This window comes from Lutibacter holmesii (genome assembly GCF_042679665.1).
GTDB classification, from domain to species: Bacteria; Bacteroidota; Bacteroidia; order Flavobacteriales; family Flavobacteriaceae; genus Lutibacter; species Lutibacter holmesii.
The window spans coordinates 18163-33141 of record NZ_JBHTMV010000009.1 but is presented as its reverse complement, the minus strand read 5'-3'; the positions used below and the strand labels follow the sequence as shown (position 1 = coordinate 33141).

14 protein-coding genes and 1 pseudogene are annotated in these 14979 nt (G+C 31.7%); 10 read left to right on the top strand and 5 right to left on the bottom strand.

The window, feature by feature from the left end; all coding sequences use genetic code 11:
• Window positions 1-140: 140 nt before the first annotated feature.
• The 8 genes from ACFQ5N_RS12660 to ACFQ5N_RS12625 all read left to right on the top strand — a co-directional run bounded on the left by ACFQ5N_RS12660 (window position 141) and on the right by ACFQ5N_RS12625 (window position 8267).
• Entirely contained in the window at window positions 141-968 is an 828-nt protein-coding gene (locus ACFQ5N_RS12660; protein WP_386809994.1) for an SDR family oxidoreductase, read from the top strand.
• A 14-nt stretch (window positions 969-982) separates the two neighbouring features.
• Window positions 983-2158, top strand: a complete 1176-nt coding sequence (gene uxuA / locus ACFQ5N_RS12655; protein ID WP_386809992.1) for a mannonate dehydratase — start codon at window positions 983-985, stop codon at window positions 2156-2158.
• Window positions 2159-2204: 46 nt separating this feature from the next.
• Window positions 2205-3044 carry a 5-dehydro-4-deoxy-D-glucuronate isomerase gene (kduI, locus tag ACFQ5N_RS12650; RefSeq protein ID WP_386809991.1) on the top strand — a complete coding sequence of 280 codons (840 nt, stop codon included), beginning with the start codon at window positions 2205-2207 and terminating at the stop codon, window positions 3042-3044.
• Window positions 3045-3050: 6 nt separating this feature from the next.
• The gene (locus ACFQ5N_RS12645) at window positions 3051-3845 is read left to right on the top strand and encodes a gluconate 5-dehydrogenase (protein WP_386809990.1); all 795 of its coding nucleotides are present in this window, start codon (window positions 3051-3053) and stop codon (window positions 3843-3845) included.
• 1 nt (window position 3846) lies between these two features.
• Window positions 3847-5022: a DUF4861 domain-containing protein gene (locus tag ACFQ5N_RS12640; protein ID WP_386809988.1), complete on the top strand. Its 1176-nt coding sequence runs from the start codon at window positions 3847-3849 to the stop codon at window positions 5020-5022.
• 8 nt (window positions 5023-5030) lie between these two features.
• Entirely contained in the window at window positions 5031-6440 is a 1410-nt protein-coding gene (gene uxaC, locus ACFQ5N_RS12635) for a glucuronate isomerase (protein WP_386809987.1), read from the top strand.
• Window positions 6441-6446: 6 nt separating this feature from the next.
• Window positions 6447-7745 (top strand): MFS transporter, encoded by a 1299-nt coding sequence (locus ACFQ5N_RS12630; protein ID WP_386809985.1) that lies wholly within the window; start codon window positions 6447-6449, stop codon window positions 7743-7745.
• 93 nt (window positions 7746-7838) lie between these two features.
• Complete coding sequence (locus ACFQ5N_RS12625) at window positions 7839-8267, top strand: GNAT family N-acetyltransferase (protein WP_386809983.1); 429 nt, start codon at window positions 7839-7841, stop codon at window positions 8265-8267.
• A gap of 151 nt (window positions 8268-8418) precedes the next feature.
• On the opposite strand, the gene ACFQ5N_RS12620 is transcribed toward ACFQ5N_RS12625, so the two are convergent.
• Window positions 8419-9342: an SHOCT domain-containing protein gene (locus tag ACFQ5N_RS12620; RefSeq protein ID WP_386809981.1), complete on the bottom strand. Its 924-nt coding sequence runs from the start codon at window positions 9340-9342 to the stop codon at window positions 8419-8421.
• Between the two features lie 384 nt (window positions 9343-9726).
• Window positions 9727-10842, bottom strand: a pseudogene (locus ACFQ5N_RS12615) (YifB family Mg chelatase-like AAA ATPase); the annotation flags it as partial.
• A gap of 59 nt (window positions 10843-10901) precedes the next feature.
• Here ACFQ5N_RS12615 and ACFQ5N_RS12610 point away from each other — a divergent pair.
• Together ACFQ5N_RS12610 and ACFQ5N_RS12605 are read left to right on the top strand one after the other, a co-directional pair.
• Window positions 10902-12617: a recombinase family protein gene (locus tag ACFQ5N_RS12610; protein WP_386809979.1), complete on the top strand. Its 1716-nt coding sequence runs from the start codon at window positions 10902-10904 to the stop codon at window positions 12615-12617.
• A gap of 393 nt (window positions 12618-13010) precedes the next feature.
• Window positions 13011-13163, top strand: a complete 153-nt coding sequence (locus ACFQ5N_RS12605) for a hypothetical protein (RefSeq protein ID WP_386809978.1) — start codon at window positions 13011-13013, stop codon at window positions 13161-13163.
• Between the two features lie 89 nt (window positions 13164-13252).
• Here ACFQ5N_RS12605 and ACFQ5N_RS12600 read toward each other — a convergent pair whose 3' ends face one another.
• From ACFQ5N_RS12600 to ACFQ5N_RS12590, 3 genes are read right to left on the bottom strand one after another with little or no spacing between them, the layout of a single operon-like run.
• Window positions 13253-13525, bottom strand: a complete 273-nt coding sequence (locus ACFQ5N_RS12600) for a hypothetical protein (RefSeq protein ID WP_386809976.1) — start codon at window positions 13523-13525, stop codon at window positions 13253-13255.
• Window positions 13522-13728 carry a hypothetical protein gene (locus ACFQ5N_RS12595; protein ID WP_386809974.1) on the bottom strand — a complete coding sequence of 69 codons (207 nt, stop codon included), beginning with the start codon at window positions 13726-13728 and terminating at the stop codon, window positions 13522-13524. The genes ACFQ5N_RS12600 and ACFQ5N_RS12595 overlap by 4 nt, the downstream gene beginning before the upstream one ends.
• A 38-nt stretch (window positions 13729-13766) precedes the next feature.
• Window positions 13767-14426, bottom strand: coding sequence for a hypothetical protein (locus tag ACFQ5N_RS12590; protein WP_386809972.1), 660 nt, complete (start codon window positions 14424-14426; stop codon window positions 13767-13769).
• Between the last annotated feature and the right edge of the window lie 553 nt (window positions 14427-14979).

Here is a 14979-nt window from a genome sequence, read left to right as displayed (position 1 = left end):
AAATAAATGTTTCTTTATTAAAAGTGCGAGATAGTTAACTTAAAAAAAGCTTGTTAATAAAATATAAGCTAGTATTAAAATAGACAGGATAGATCAGTACAATGTATTGAAGATAATTTTTATAAAAAACAAATTAATAAATGAGTAAAGTTATTGTATTAACAGGAGCAGGAGGTGTTTTGTGTAGCACTTTGGCAAAAGCATTGGCAAAAGAAGGTCACAAAATTGCCGTTTTAGATTTAAGAATTGAAGCAGCAATTAAAGTTGCCGATGAAATTAATGCAGATGGTGGAGTAGCTATTGGAGTTGAAGCTAATGTTTTAGAAAAAGATTCATTAGTGGCAGCTAAATTAGTAATAAATGAAAAATTAGGTGCTTGTGATATTTTAGTGAATGGTGCTGGTGGAAATCACCCATTAGGAACAACATCTAACCCTTTTTTAGAAGTAGCCGATTTAGAAAATACTACCGAAGGTTTTAAGACTTTTTTCGATTTAGATCCAAATGGAATTGAATTTACATTTAACTTAAATTTTATTGGTACGTTATTGCCAACACAAGTTTTTGCTACAGATATGGTGGGTAAAAAAGGATGTAGTGTTCTAAATATTTCATCAATGAATGCTTTTACGCCTTTAACAAAAATACCTGCATATAGTGGTGCAAAAGCTGCGGTTTCAAATTTCACACAATGGTTGGCAGTTCATTTTTCAAAAGTTGGTATTAGAGTAAACGCTTTGGCACCTGGATTTTTTCTGACAGATCAAAATCGTACTTTGTTAACCAATGCTGATGGAAGTTTGACGCCAAGAGGAAATACAATTATTGAGCAAACTCCAATGGGAAGATATGGTGAACCTGAAGATTTAATTAGCACAACTTTATGGTTATGTGATGATGCTTCGTCTTTTGTAACCGGTGTTGTTGTGCCAATTGATGGTGGATTTAGTGCTTTTAGTGGTGTATAATAAAATTTAAAATTATGGAACAAACTTGGCGTTGGTACGGGCCAAATGATCCCGTACAATTATCAGATATTAAGCAAGCAGGAGCAACTGGTGTTGTGTCAGCTTTACATCATATTCCAAATGGAGAACTTTGGACTGTTGATGAAATTAACAAGAGAAAAAAAACAATTGAAGATGCAGGTCTTACTTGGAGCGTTGTAGAAAGTATTCCTGTGCACGAAAATATAAAAACAAGATCTGGAAACTTTGAATTGTATATTGAACGATACAAAGAAAGTATACAAAACTTAGCAGCTTGTGGAATTAACATTGTTTGTTACAATTTTATGCCAGTATTAGACTGGACAAGAACAGATTTAGGCTATAAAGTAGAAGATGGTTCTAAAGCATTACGCTTTGATATGATTGCTTTTGCTGCATTTGAAATGTTTTTATTGAAAAGACCTGGCGCAGAAGCTAATTATTCTGAAGCCCAGCAAAAAGCTGCTAACGCATATGTTGAAAGTCTTTCAGAAGAAGAAAAAACAAAATTAGTAAACAATATTATTGCAGGTTTACCTGGTGCAGAAGAAGGGTATACATTAGAGCAATTTCAGCAAATATTAGATACTTATAAAGATATTGATGCTGATAAATTAAGAACAAATTTAGTTGAATTTTTAAAAGAAATTATACCTGTAGCTGCACAAAATGAAGTACTAATGTGTATTCATCCTGACGATCCTCCAATGCCAATTTTAGGATTACCAAGAGTTGTAAGTACTGAAGCAGATTATGCGTATTTGTTTGAACAAGTACCAAATAGAGCTAACGGAATTACATTTTGTACAGGTTCTTTAGGTGTTAGAGCTGATAATAATTTGGTTCAAATATTTAAAAGGTTTGCTAATAGAGTTCACTTTTTACATTTAAGAAGTACTCAAAGAGATGCCGAAGGAAACTTTTTTGAAGCCAATCACCTAGAAGGAAATGTTGATATGTACAGTATTGTAAAAGAAGTTGTTTTGGAAGAACGACGAAGAACAAATGCAAAAATGTTAGATGCTCAAATTCCAATGCGACCAGATCACGGACATCAAATGTTAGATGATTTACGTAAAAAAACAAATCCGGGTTATTCAGGTATTGGAAGGTTAAGAGGTTTAGCAGAACTACGAGGCTTAGAGTTTGGAATAGCTAAAAGCATCTAAGTAAAGATTGAAAAAATCATTTTAAAATATATTAAAAACATTAATTATGTCTACAACATACGAATCACGTTACGCATCAAGTCCGGCTGCAGTAAAGCAGTATAACACGCAACAATTAAGAGATGAGTTTTTAATTGATAATTTAATGGAAACAGGTAAAATTACTCTTACCTATTCTCATTACGACAGATATATTGCAGGTTCTGCAGTGCCAGTTGAACCATTAAAGTTAGAAACCATTGATCCTTTAAAATCTGATTATTTTTTGGAAAGAAGAGAGATTGGAATTATCAATGTTGGAGGAGAAGGATCTATTGAAGTAGACGGAGAAGTTTACGAATTAGGCTTTAAAGATGCGTTATATATTGGAAGTGGAAAAAAAGAAGTTGTTTTTAAAAGTAACGATGCAAGTACTCCTGCAAAGTATTATATAAATGCAGCACCAGCGCATCAAAGTTTTTCAACGGTAAAAGTAAGTAAAGCAGAAGCTAATAAAATTGAATTAGGTTCTTTAGAAACTGCAAATCACCGTACAGTAAATCAAATGATTATTGGAGGTATTGTTACAACTTGTCAGTTACAAATGGGAATGACCGAGTTAAAAACTGGAAGTGTTTGGAATACCATGCCAGCACACGTTCACGATCGTAGAATGGAAGTTTATTTTTATATGGATATTCCTGAAAGTCAAGCAGTTTGTCATTTTATGGGAGAGCCAAATGAAACACGTCATATTTGGATGAATAACCATCAAGCGGTTATTTCACCACCTTGGTCAATTCACTGTGGATCAGGAACATCAAATTACACATTTATATGGGGAATGGCTGGTGAAAACTTAGATTATAATGATATGGATGTTGCAGAAATAACAGCGTTAAGATAAAAAGTTATGAGTAGTTCATTATTTAATATTAAAGGAAAAATAGCACTTGTAACAGGGAGCACACACGGATTAGGAATGGCTATGGCTAAAGGTTTAGGTTTAGCAGGTGCTACTATTGTTGTGAACGGAAATTCTTCACAAGAAAAGATTGATATTGCAGTTGCAGCTTATAAAAAGGAAGGTATTACAGCTTACGGATACAAATTTAATGTATCTAATGAGCAAGAAGTAATTTCGGCCATCCAAAAAATAGAACAAGAAGTTGGAAATATAGATATTTTAATCAATAATGCTGGAATTATTAAGCGTACTCCGTTATTAGAAATGGAAGTTGCTGATTTTAAAGAGGTTATTGATATTGATTTGGTAAGTCCGTTTATTGTGTCAAAGCACGTAGTAAAAGGAATGGTTGCCAGAAGAGAAGGTAAAGTAATCAATATTTGTTCTATGATGAGTGAATTAGGAAGAAATGGTGTTGGTGCTTATGCTGCCGCCAAAGGAGGTCTAAAAATGTTAACTCAAAATATGGCTACAGAATGGGCTAAACACAATATTCAAGTGAATGGAATTGGTCCAGGTTACTTTGCAACGTCTCAAACGGCACCAATTAGAGTAGATGGTCATCCGTTTAATGAGTTTATTGTGAACAGAACTCCTGCTGCAAAATGGGGAGATCCAGATGATTTGGCCGGAGCAGCAATATTTTTAGCTTCAAAAGCAAGTGATTTTGTAAATGGGCAAGTGGTGTATGTTGACGGAGGTATTTTGGCTACTATAGGCAAACCTTCAAACGAAAATTAATATGAGAAATTTAATCATCATTTTAATTTTAAGTGTTTTTATTGGTTGTGCAGAGCAATCTTCAGAAACTAAAATAATTGTATTAAAAAATACTTTAGAAATTCCTCGTTTAAATGAAACTGTTGAAATTTCTAAATCTTCATTGGGCTTTTCTAAAGAAGAAAGTTTTGAATTGTATGGTGTTAAAAATATGGAAAACAACACGTTTTTAACCACTCAATTTATTGATGAAGATGCAGATGGAAATGTGGATGTTTTGTTATTTCAACCAATGTTGAAAGCAAATTCTGAAGCAGAATTTCAAATTGTAAAATTAGAACAAGCTGAGGAAGAGAAATCAGTAGCTATTTGCTATTCAAGATTTGTGCCTGAAAGAACAGATGATTATGCCTGGGAAAATAATAAAGTAGGTTTTAGAACTTTTGGTCCTACAGCTCAAAAAATGATTGAAGAGAATGTAAAAGGAGGAACTTTAACTAGTGGTATTGATGCTTGGTTAAAAAAAGTAGAGTATCCAATTATTAATAAATGGTATCAAAAGGCTACAAATGGTGAAGGTACGTATCATGAAGATACTGGTGAAGGTTTAGATAATTTTCACGTTGGAATAAGTAGAGGAGTTGGAGGCGTAGCCGTAAAAGTTGATACTTCGTATTATTTTTCTAAAAACTTTAGTGCTTGGAAAACAATAAGTACTGGTCCAATTAGAACAAGCTTTATACTTACGTATAAAAATTGGGATGCAGCAGGAAATGTAATTTCAGAAGAAAAGCACATCTCATTAGATTATGGAAGTAATTTGTCAAAATTCGAAATTTCAATAACAGGCACAAACCAAATAGCCACAGGTTTAACCTTGCACGAAAACGATGGTGAAGCTACTGTAAATAAAAACGAAGGTTGGCTAAGTTATTGGCAACCTCATGGTGATTCAGAACTTGGAACCGGAATTGTAGCTCCAAAAGAGTTGTTCGTTGGTTCAGAAAATTATGTAACCAAGTTAAAAGACGCAAGCAATTTATATGCTTTTTTAAAAGTTGAAAACCAAAAAGTTATTTATTACGCTGGTTTTGGATGGAAAGAAGCAGGCGAATTTAAATCCAAAGATTCTTGGAATGCATATTTACAACAGTTCGCAAAAAAAGTAAATAACCCAATACAAATTCAATTTAAATAGTTGAAAAAATGAATGCAGAAAAATTTATAACAGAAAACTTTTTGCTCAACTCAAAAGAGGCAGAAGTTTTATACCATCAGTATGCAAAAGATATGCCTATAATTGATTATCACAATCACTTGTCAGCAAAGCAAATTGCAGAAAATAAGCCTGTTGAAAACATTACAAAGGTTTGGTTAGATGGTGATCATTACAAGTGGAGAGGAATGCGTGCAAATGGTATTGATGAGTCTTTTATTACTGGAGCAGCATCTTTAGAAGAGCGTTTTAATAAATGGGCAGAAACGGTTCCTCAAACTTTAAGAAACCCTTTATTTCATTGGACACATTTAGAGTTGAAAAGATACTTTAATATTGACCAAATTTTAAAACCTAGTTCAGCAGCAGGAATTTATAAAAAAGCAAATGAAATTTTAGCTACAAAAACGCCTGCTCAATTGTTGGAAGATATGAAGGTAGAAGTAATTTGTACCACGGATGACCCAACAGATGATTTACAATACCATAAAGAAATTGCGCAAAAAGATTTTTATACAAAAGTATATCCAACTTTTAGATCTGATGAGTTGTTTTTTATTGGAGAAGAGAAATTTTTAACATATCTGCAAAAATTAAGTAAAGCGGTAAACTTTGAAATTACTTCATATACTGATTTTATAAAAGCAATTGATGCTAGAATACTTTACTTTAATGATCTTGGATGTTGTGTTTCAGATTTTGGAGTTGGTGAAGCACTTGCTATTGAAGCGTATACAGAAGAAGAGGTTGCTGTAATTTTTGCTAAAAAGTTAACTGGTGAAGCACTTACAGTTTTAGAAATTAATAAATATAGAACAAGTATTTTTATCCATTTAGCAAAACAATACCATAAGTATAATTGGGTGCAACAATATCATTTAGGTCCAATTAGAAATAACAATACACGATTAGTAGAACAAGTTGGTTTAGATGCTGGTTGCGATTCAATTGGAGATTTTCCAATGGCAACATTTATGTCGAAGTTATTTAATACACTTAATTCAACTGATCAATTAGCAAAAACAATTACCTATAATTTAAATCCAGCACAAAATGAAGTTTTTGCCACTATGATGGGGAATTTTCAAACTGGAGGTGTTCCAGGTAAAATGCAATGGGGTTCAGGTTGGTGGTTTTTAGATCAAAAAGATGGAATGGAAAAGCAGTTAAATGCACTTTCAAATATGGGTTTATTAAGCAAATTTGTTGGTATGTTAACTGATAGTCGTAGTTTTTTATCTTTTCCAAGACATGAGTATTTCAGAAGAATTTTATGTGATTTAATTGCAGAGGACATAAACAAAGGTTTGGTTCCAAATGATATTCCCTTTTTAGGGAAAATGATACAGGATATTTGTTATAACAATGCTGTATCCTATTTTAATTTAAAAAAACAATAACTAATTATGAGTGAAACTAAAAACATAGGGAACTATCGTTATAGAATATTAGGACTACTAATGTTTGCTACAACAATCAATTATTTTGATAGAAGTATTATAGGAGTAATGGCACCAACCTTAGAAAAAATGTTTGGTTGGACCAACAGTGATTATGCAAATATTATGGTATCCTTTAAAATTGCATATGCATTAGGATTGCTATATATGGGTGGTTTAATAGACCGTTTAGGTACTAAAAAAGGGTACACTTTATCAATTGCTATTTGGAGTATTTTTGGGATGTTACACGCGTTAGTTAGACCAGGATTTAGTGTTATTGGATTTGCTGCAGCCCGATTTGGTTTAGGTTTTGGTGAGGCAGGAAATTTTCCAGCAGCGATTAAAACCACTGCAGAATGGTTTCCAAAAAAGGATAGAGCATTTGCCACAGGTTTATTTAATGCAGCTACAAGTATTGGAGCAATTGCAGCACCATTTGTTGTTGGATGGATTGTTCATGAAGATGGAAAAAACTGGCAAATACCATTTTTAATTACAGGAGCATTAAGTGCTATTTGGGTGTTTTTATGGTTTCGTATGTACAAAAAACCAGAGGTACATCCAAAAGTATCAAAAGAAGAATTAGCATATATTCAATCAGATTCTGAGGTAGAAAGCGAAGAGAAATTACCTTGGAAAAGTGTACTTGATAAGCGTCAAACTTGGGCGTTTTCTTTAGCAAAAGTAACAGATGCTGTTTGGTGGTTTTACCTTTTCTGGGGAGCTAAATTTTTAGCAACAACATTTGATGTAAACATTAAAAATATAGCATTGCCATTTTTTGTAATTTATATTTTAGCTGATGGAGGTAGTATTTTTGGAGGTTACTTATCTGGGGCTTTAATGAGAAAAGGTTGGACAATAAACAAAGCTAGAAAAATTACGTTGTTAATTTGTGCCTTAATTATACTTCCAGTGAGCTTTGTAGCTGTTACAGAGAATAAATGGGTTGCTATATTGTTAATAGGTTTAGCTGCTGCTGGACATCAAGCGTGGTCAGCAAATATATTTACATTGGTGTCAGATGTGTTTCCAAAAAAAGCAACAGCTTCAGTAGTTGGAATTGGAGGAATGGTTGGAGCGGTAGCTGGTATTCTTGCTGATATTGCATTAGGATCCGTTTTAGATAAAGCAGGGAATACTGGATATTTTTGGGCTTTCTTAATCGCAGGTTCTTGTTACTTAATTATATTAGGTTTGGTGCATTTATTAATGCCAAGAATGACACCACTAGACGAAAACTTAAAACTTATAAAAAAATAATTTTATTTAGAAATTTGGGTTTGATTTGTTAGCTAATATTCTTCGTTTAACTTTGCGTTATTATTTTTAAGTTCTAATTAATCCGTAAAATTAATGAGAGAGAATTCGGTTAAAATTCTAGGAAAAGACTATTTAGGTCAAATATTACAACTAACAAAGCAGTTAAATCCAACGTTGACAAGTTCTGAGTTGGAAAGCAGGCAGCTTCAAATGTTTGAATTTGAAAATTACACTTGTTTTGGATTGTTTGAGGATGAGGTGTTAATTGGTGTTGCAAGTGGTTGGATTACAGTTAGGTTGTATTCAGATAGGCAACTGGAGATAGATAATTTTGTAATTGATAGCGATTTACAATCAAACGGCTATGGGAAATTATTTATAACTGAAATAGAGTTGTGGGCGAAAGCAAATAATTGTAAAACTGTTGAATTGAATACCTATGTTCAAAATGATAGATCACATAAGTTTTATTTTAATAAAGGGTATCGTATTTTAGGTTTTCATTTTCAAAAGAAGTTTTAAGTATAAAAAAAACTGCTCAACTTTTAAGAGTTGAGCAGCTTAAACAATCAAACCAAACTTATTATGAAAAACTTTTATTATTTTTTTATAAATAATTATAGTACAAATATAAGGCGGTTCTGTTTTTTTGAACACGACACAACGTGTCTTCCTAATCTTTTTTAGCGCGTTCAATTATTTTTTCTTTCAATTCGTTGAATTCTTTTTCGTTGATAATACCTTTATCTTTTAATAATGCCAACTCTTTTAATTCTTGAATATAATCAATCTTTGGAGTGGTTTTGTAATTGGCAGGTAGTTCATAATTATTATCAGTAAATTCTTTAAACTCATCTTGACTTCTTAACCATTTTAAATCAGGATTCGTTTTAATGTTGTTCCAATTTTTATAGCCGTTCGCCACAGCTGAGTGTAAATAAGAAAAGGCATTGTTTTTGTCTTCAATTAATGAATAAAAGCAAGCTAAGTCAAAATTAGTTTCTGGATTTTTAGAATCGTTAGATAAAGAATTTTGAAGTGTAGTAAGGTATTTATTAAGGTCGGTATGTTCAACTTGAACAGATTTTCCTGAAATATAATTGTAGTAGGATACTAACAATTTATTCATAGTAAGTTCTAAACTTGTAACGGCATCTACATATTGCTTTCTAGTGCTGCCATCTTTTTTAAAAAACATTCTATAGTCATATTGCGCTTCTGGACCTTCAAATATATAAAACTCGCCAACGGTATATTCAAATAAAACGTTGTTGTTTTTAATGTTAATTTGAACGGTATATTGCATATGGTTTACATTTTTTATTCCCATAGATTTATACCACCAAGCATTATGTTGAAACCCTTGAAGCTTTATTTTTTCATTTATCAAGTTTTCTTTTAATGCATCTTTTGGGTTTTTAAAGGTTTCTTGAACCCATAACATTGTTTTATTGTAAATGTCAGTTGAATTTAATTTTTCAAACTCTAATTCAATAGGAGCAACTCCAGTTTTGGTTAATTTTAACTGCGGAATGTCTTGGCTGAAAATAATTCCTGAAATAAGAAACGAAATAACTAAAAGGATTTGGTTTTTCATATGTAATTATTTGAAGTATCATCAAATTTAAAGATTTCATTTTATAGAAGGTATGATATTAAGCAGTTAACAACAATTTTGTTATAAAAAAAACCGCCTAACTTTTTATAAAAGTTGGCGGTAAAACATTTAATTTGAAAAAACGTGTAATATTAGTAGTTATTACGTTACAAATGTAAGGTGTAAATTTCTTGATATAGACGACATGAAATGTCTTATTACAAAAAAGACCTGTTCAAATTTGAACAGGTCCTTCATAGCATTTCCCCTAATATGTTTTTCTTTTTCCTATTGTAAAAGTATAGTAGATTTGGAAATTAAAAGAGGGGAAAAGCACTAAAAAGTAGAGGGGAAATATCCCCTTAATTTAATTTACAATGCTTGTTAACCTAACCAACCTTCACGGTCTAAACTTCTATATTGTATAGCTTCAGCTATGTGAGAAGAGTTAATCTGTTCTATACCTTCTAAATCTGCAATAGTTCTACTTACTTTTAAAATTCGGTCAAAAGCTCTTGCAGATAGGTTTAAACGATCCATTGCATTTTTTAAAAGTGTCATGCTTTCATCGGTTAATTTGCAGTATGTTCTAATTTGTTTTACACCCATTTGTGCATTGTAATGTATGTTTTCATAAGATGAAAATCGTTTCGCCTGTATTTCTCTTGATTTGGTTACACGATCTCTAATCACTTTACTTGATTCAGCTTGTTGTTCTTCTGTTAATTTTTCAAAAGGAACTGGGTTTACTTCAATATGAATATCAATTCTATCAAGTAAAGGACCAGATATTTTACTTAAATAACGTTGCATTTCAGCAGGAGATGATGTTGCAGGTGCATCGGGATCATTGAAATAGCCGCTAGGACTTGGATTCATACTTGCAACTAACATAAAACTGCTAGGGTACGTGACCGTAAATTTTGCTCTTGAAATTGTAACTTCTCTATCTTCTAATGGTTGGCGCATTACTTCTAACACGGTTCTTTTAAATTCGGGTAATTCATCTAAAAATAAAACGCCATTGTGCGCCATTGAAATCTCTCCGGGTTGTGGATATTGTCCGCCACCAACCAAGGCAACGTCTGATATTGTATGGTGTGGAGATCTAAATGGGCGTTGGCACATTAATCCTGCGTCTTTTATTCTTCCAACAACTGAATGTATTTTTGTGGTTTCTAAGGCTTCGTGTAAAGTCATAGGTGGTAATATGGAAGATAAACGTTTGCTCAACATTGTTTTTCCGCTTCCTGGAGGACCCACCAAAATTATATTATGACCTCCAGCTGCTGCAATTTCCATAGAGCGTTTAACAGATTCTTGACCTTTTACATCAGCAAAATCAAATTCAGGGTTGTCTAAGTTTTTATGGAATTCAGCTCTAGTGTCAATTATGGTTGGTGCTAATTTTGTTTTTTCATTAAAAAAATTGATTACATCTATTATGTTTTCAACACCATAAACTTCTAAGTCGTTCACAATAGCAGCTTCTTTAACATTGGGTAATGTGTGGGTAAATAATTATTACCTATATTTGATTGTTAAATAATGTAATTACAATGTTAGGAATTTATACACGTATATCAAAAGATAGAGATAACCAAGTGTCAACTGAAGTACAAAAAGAATTAGGTGTTAAGTTGGCTAAAAAGTTAAATGTAGCGTATCAACTTTATGAGGAAGCTAAAGGTACATCTGGAGGTAAATCAATTGAGGAAAGACCACAGTTACAAAAATTGGAGGATGATATATATGATGATAAAATTAATTCGGTTTATTTCTACAGTCAAGACCGTTCAACAAGGGATGAAGTAACTTGGTTTACCTTTGCTAATCTTTTAATTGAAAAAGGAGTTGCATTATATGAAAATGGTAATTTAGTTGATTTAAATGATACTGATACATACATGCTATCGGGGTTTAAGGCAATTATAAGTGCATCATTTAGAAAAAAAACAGGAAAAAGAATTAAGGATTCTTTGTATAAATTAGCTAAATCAGGGATTGCAACAAATCCAGTTTTACCCTATGGTTATAAAAAAGATGACAAAAAGTATATTGTAGTTGATGAAGAAGAAGCAGAAATAGTTAGACTTATTTTTAAATGGTCGCTAGAAGGTATTGGTTCAACTAAAATATCTTATAGATTAAATGATAAAGGTATTAAGACAAGATATGCTAAAACAGCAAAAGGTACCATCACAACCAAAAATAAAATTTCGGGAATTATAACTACTAAAGATAAAAGTACCGTGCAATGGTCAGGTCAAACAGTATTACAAATTATTAAAAACACATGGCTCATTGGACAAAGGCCATATCAAGGAGAAGTTTTTGAAGTGCCAGCAATAATGAGTGTAGAATATTGGCAAAAAGTAAATGACAATCTTCAAAATAATAGATTAGCACCAGGAAAAAAAACACATCAATATTTACTTAAAGGAATTTTAAAGTGTGCTTGTGGATGCAATATGTATGGCAAAAACAATGTGTCTAAAGCTGAAGATTATTATAGTTGTTCATCTAAAAGAACTAGATTTAATTCTTGCGGGTCTCCATCTATAAATAGACCTAGGTTAGATACTGTTATTTGGTCTAGTTTTTTCCTCGATAAATCACTATCAAAAATGGTTGCAGAGCATTTTGAAAACACAGATGACAAAGCGATGGTAGAAGAGTTATCTGTTAAACTTGGGGCATTAAAAAAGCAAATAATCACAATTGAAGCACAAAATGATAAAGCAATAACATTTGCAACAAAAAATATTATATCAGCTGAAGAACTCAATACTCAGCTTAAAAGAATTAGAAGTGACAAGAATGATGTTATGACTCAAATATTGAATATAGAAAATCAAATAGACACATATAATAATGTGCTTAAATCATCTGACGATATTATTAGTGAGCTAGATGAATACCATTCATCAACGTCTTATAATGACCAACATTTGATAATACATAAGCATATTAAAGAAATCATAGTTGATTTTAAAGAAAGTCACTATGTGGTGAAAATTAATTTTCATATTCCAAATATTCTACCGTACTATATGATAATTCAAAGAAGATTCTACTATTATGTTGAACCGTTTTTTGGTGGTAGTCCTGATGAAGCTATTGTTATTTATAATAAAGTAGATAAAATTAAAAAAGGTAAGGTAATTCCAAGAACTGACGGTGAATTTTTGAATGATGTTTTTAAAAGTAAAGAAGTGTTGAAAATTACAATTGAATTAGCAAAGCAATTGAATGAATCATTAAATATTACCTGACTGTTTCAATATGTTTGGTTGGATTAATGTTCTACTTTTGTCAGAGGAACATTATAAGCATGTGTAACTTAGGTCTATAATTTTAATGGTTTTAACATAATGTCGATTATAACACTTAATTACTACGTCATTAATTGATGATATGAGCATTCATTTTAAATCTGCTGAATCTTTCATTTCGAATCGCATATTTATATAATATGTATAAACTAATCCAATTTCTTGACCAAATGGAACTGCAATGGATAGATTGCCAAATCAATTCTTTTGTAAAATGGAAAAATAAATCAACACGAGATGCGACTAAAATTAAGTAAATCACAATTCCAGCTTCTGAGCAATAACTTTGTTATCGTTGAAAATGGATTGCAACAACGTGATACCAACCTCATCATGGAATCCTTAAAAGAATATAAAGTTCGCATTCATTTTAATGGGTGGGTATCTGAAATAAGAATTGGTGCAAGTAGTTCTGGTTCTGCGTTAGCAATTGCCAAACTCATGTTTCCCAAATATTTGGTTACTGGAAGTGTAAAACAAGTTTAAATACTATTATTAATTAGCAATAATCAATACATAAGTTTTATATGAAAATTATGATCGATGAGAATTTCATTCTCATCGACCATAATTAATTATAATAAATCTCTAAGTTTTTGGGTAACATTGGTAAGCCTCCATGCCATACCTTTTTCGGTGGTTAAATAGCCACCTTGCACAAGTAAATTGAAATCGTCTAAAACCTTTTTTCTTGAAACGCCAAGCTCTTTACCCATTTCAGAACAAGTCTTTCGATATCCTCCTTCCATTTGAATTACAACTTGAGAATTGTCCAATACCAAGCCTAAAATCAATTTCTGAAGAGGTCTAAACTCTTTTAATCTTAATAATTCTGGTTGTATTTTCATTTGCTATTTTTTTTAATTGAATCCATTATCTTATCAATTGGCTTCATGTTTACTCTTATCTTATTATACAAGCCTTGCCTTGAAAGACCTAGGTACTTTGCCATTTCAGGATAACTCTTGAAAGCAATGGTAGTTCCATCACTTTCAATAAGTGTTAATCCGTCTATTGTGTATTGATTAGTGTAATGATGGCGTATATCCACTAATATTGGTTTTGTAATATTTATCATAATCAATATTTTTATATACCATCGGCTCTATCCGCTGCAAGTGATTCTGGGTCTAAAGGCTTTCTCCTGTTAATATTTTCATTGGCTCTTTTTCTAGCTCTTTCACAATCCAGCATTTTATTGTTATCAAACACTTCACTTTTAACAAGTTTTATTGCTTCTACCTTGGTGTCACGGTTGCTAGAACAATTTTCAATCTCAGTTACAACTTTCTTTAAAAAAGATTTTTTCTCTTTATCAATCATTTTAACTAGTTCTGATTTCACATCATACACATCAAAATCACCTTTTATTAATTCTGTATATGTTTCAGCAATATCAGGTGTAAAGAAATCTTGTAAAGGCATTATAAATTTGGCTAACTTCATTAATAACTCTTCTCTTGATAGTTTTGGTGTTGAAGGTATATCAACGGTTTCTGCTTTTTGTTGAGAAGTAGGTTCTCCACTTTGCGCTTCATTAGTAATAATCTCCTTTTTGTTGAGGTTTCCATATTCACTTATGGTATAAAAATTTTTATTACTATTTCCTATTTTTGACTTTCTGATGTAGCCACATTCAACTAGCAGTTTTATGGAAGCTCTATAGGCTTTAGCTCCGATACCCATTCTGTTCATAAATAATGTCTCAGAAAATGTAAACCTATCAGAATCAGATAGAATTTCTATCATGAGGATTTTTGCATTTGAAGTTAGGCTCTTGTCTCTAAGTATAGTGTATTTTACCATGGTAAATTCACCATCTTTATTCTCTTTACGTATTACATGTTTGTTTTTCATGATTTAAATTGTTTTGATTCAACGGTTATTTGTTGAAGCTGAATCATACTTCAACCGTATATGGTAAGAATAATGAATTTTTACATATAAGTAAATAGCTTTACTTAAATTAATTAATTTATTTTAAAGTTTTCTAAAATAAATTGAACATGTATCAGTAAGGTTGAAATGGACTTGATACAGGGGGCTAAATAATACGTGTATAGGTGTCTAAAAGAGACTATATACTATAAGTATATTATACAACACTTATTGAAGGTGGGGTGTTCTGTTGAACCCCACCATTCAAACGTGAACCAAAGAAAGGGTTACGTTATTTATTTTGACTGGTATTGCTGAAATAATTATGGAGAAACTCACTTCAACTATTGCGGAGCAACTAACTTTATTTTTCCTAATAATTATTTCACTTCAATGTTGCGAAGCATTTATTGAAAACTAGTTC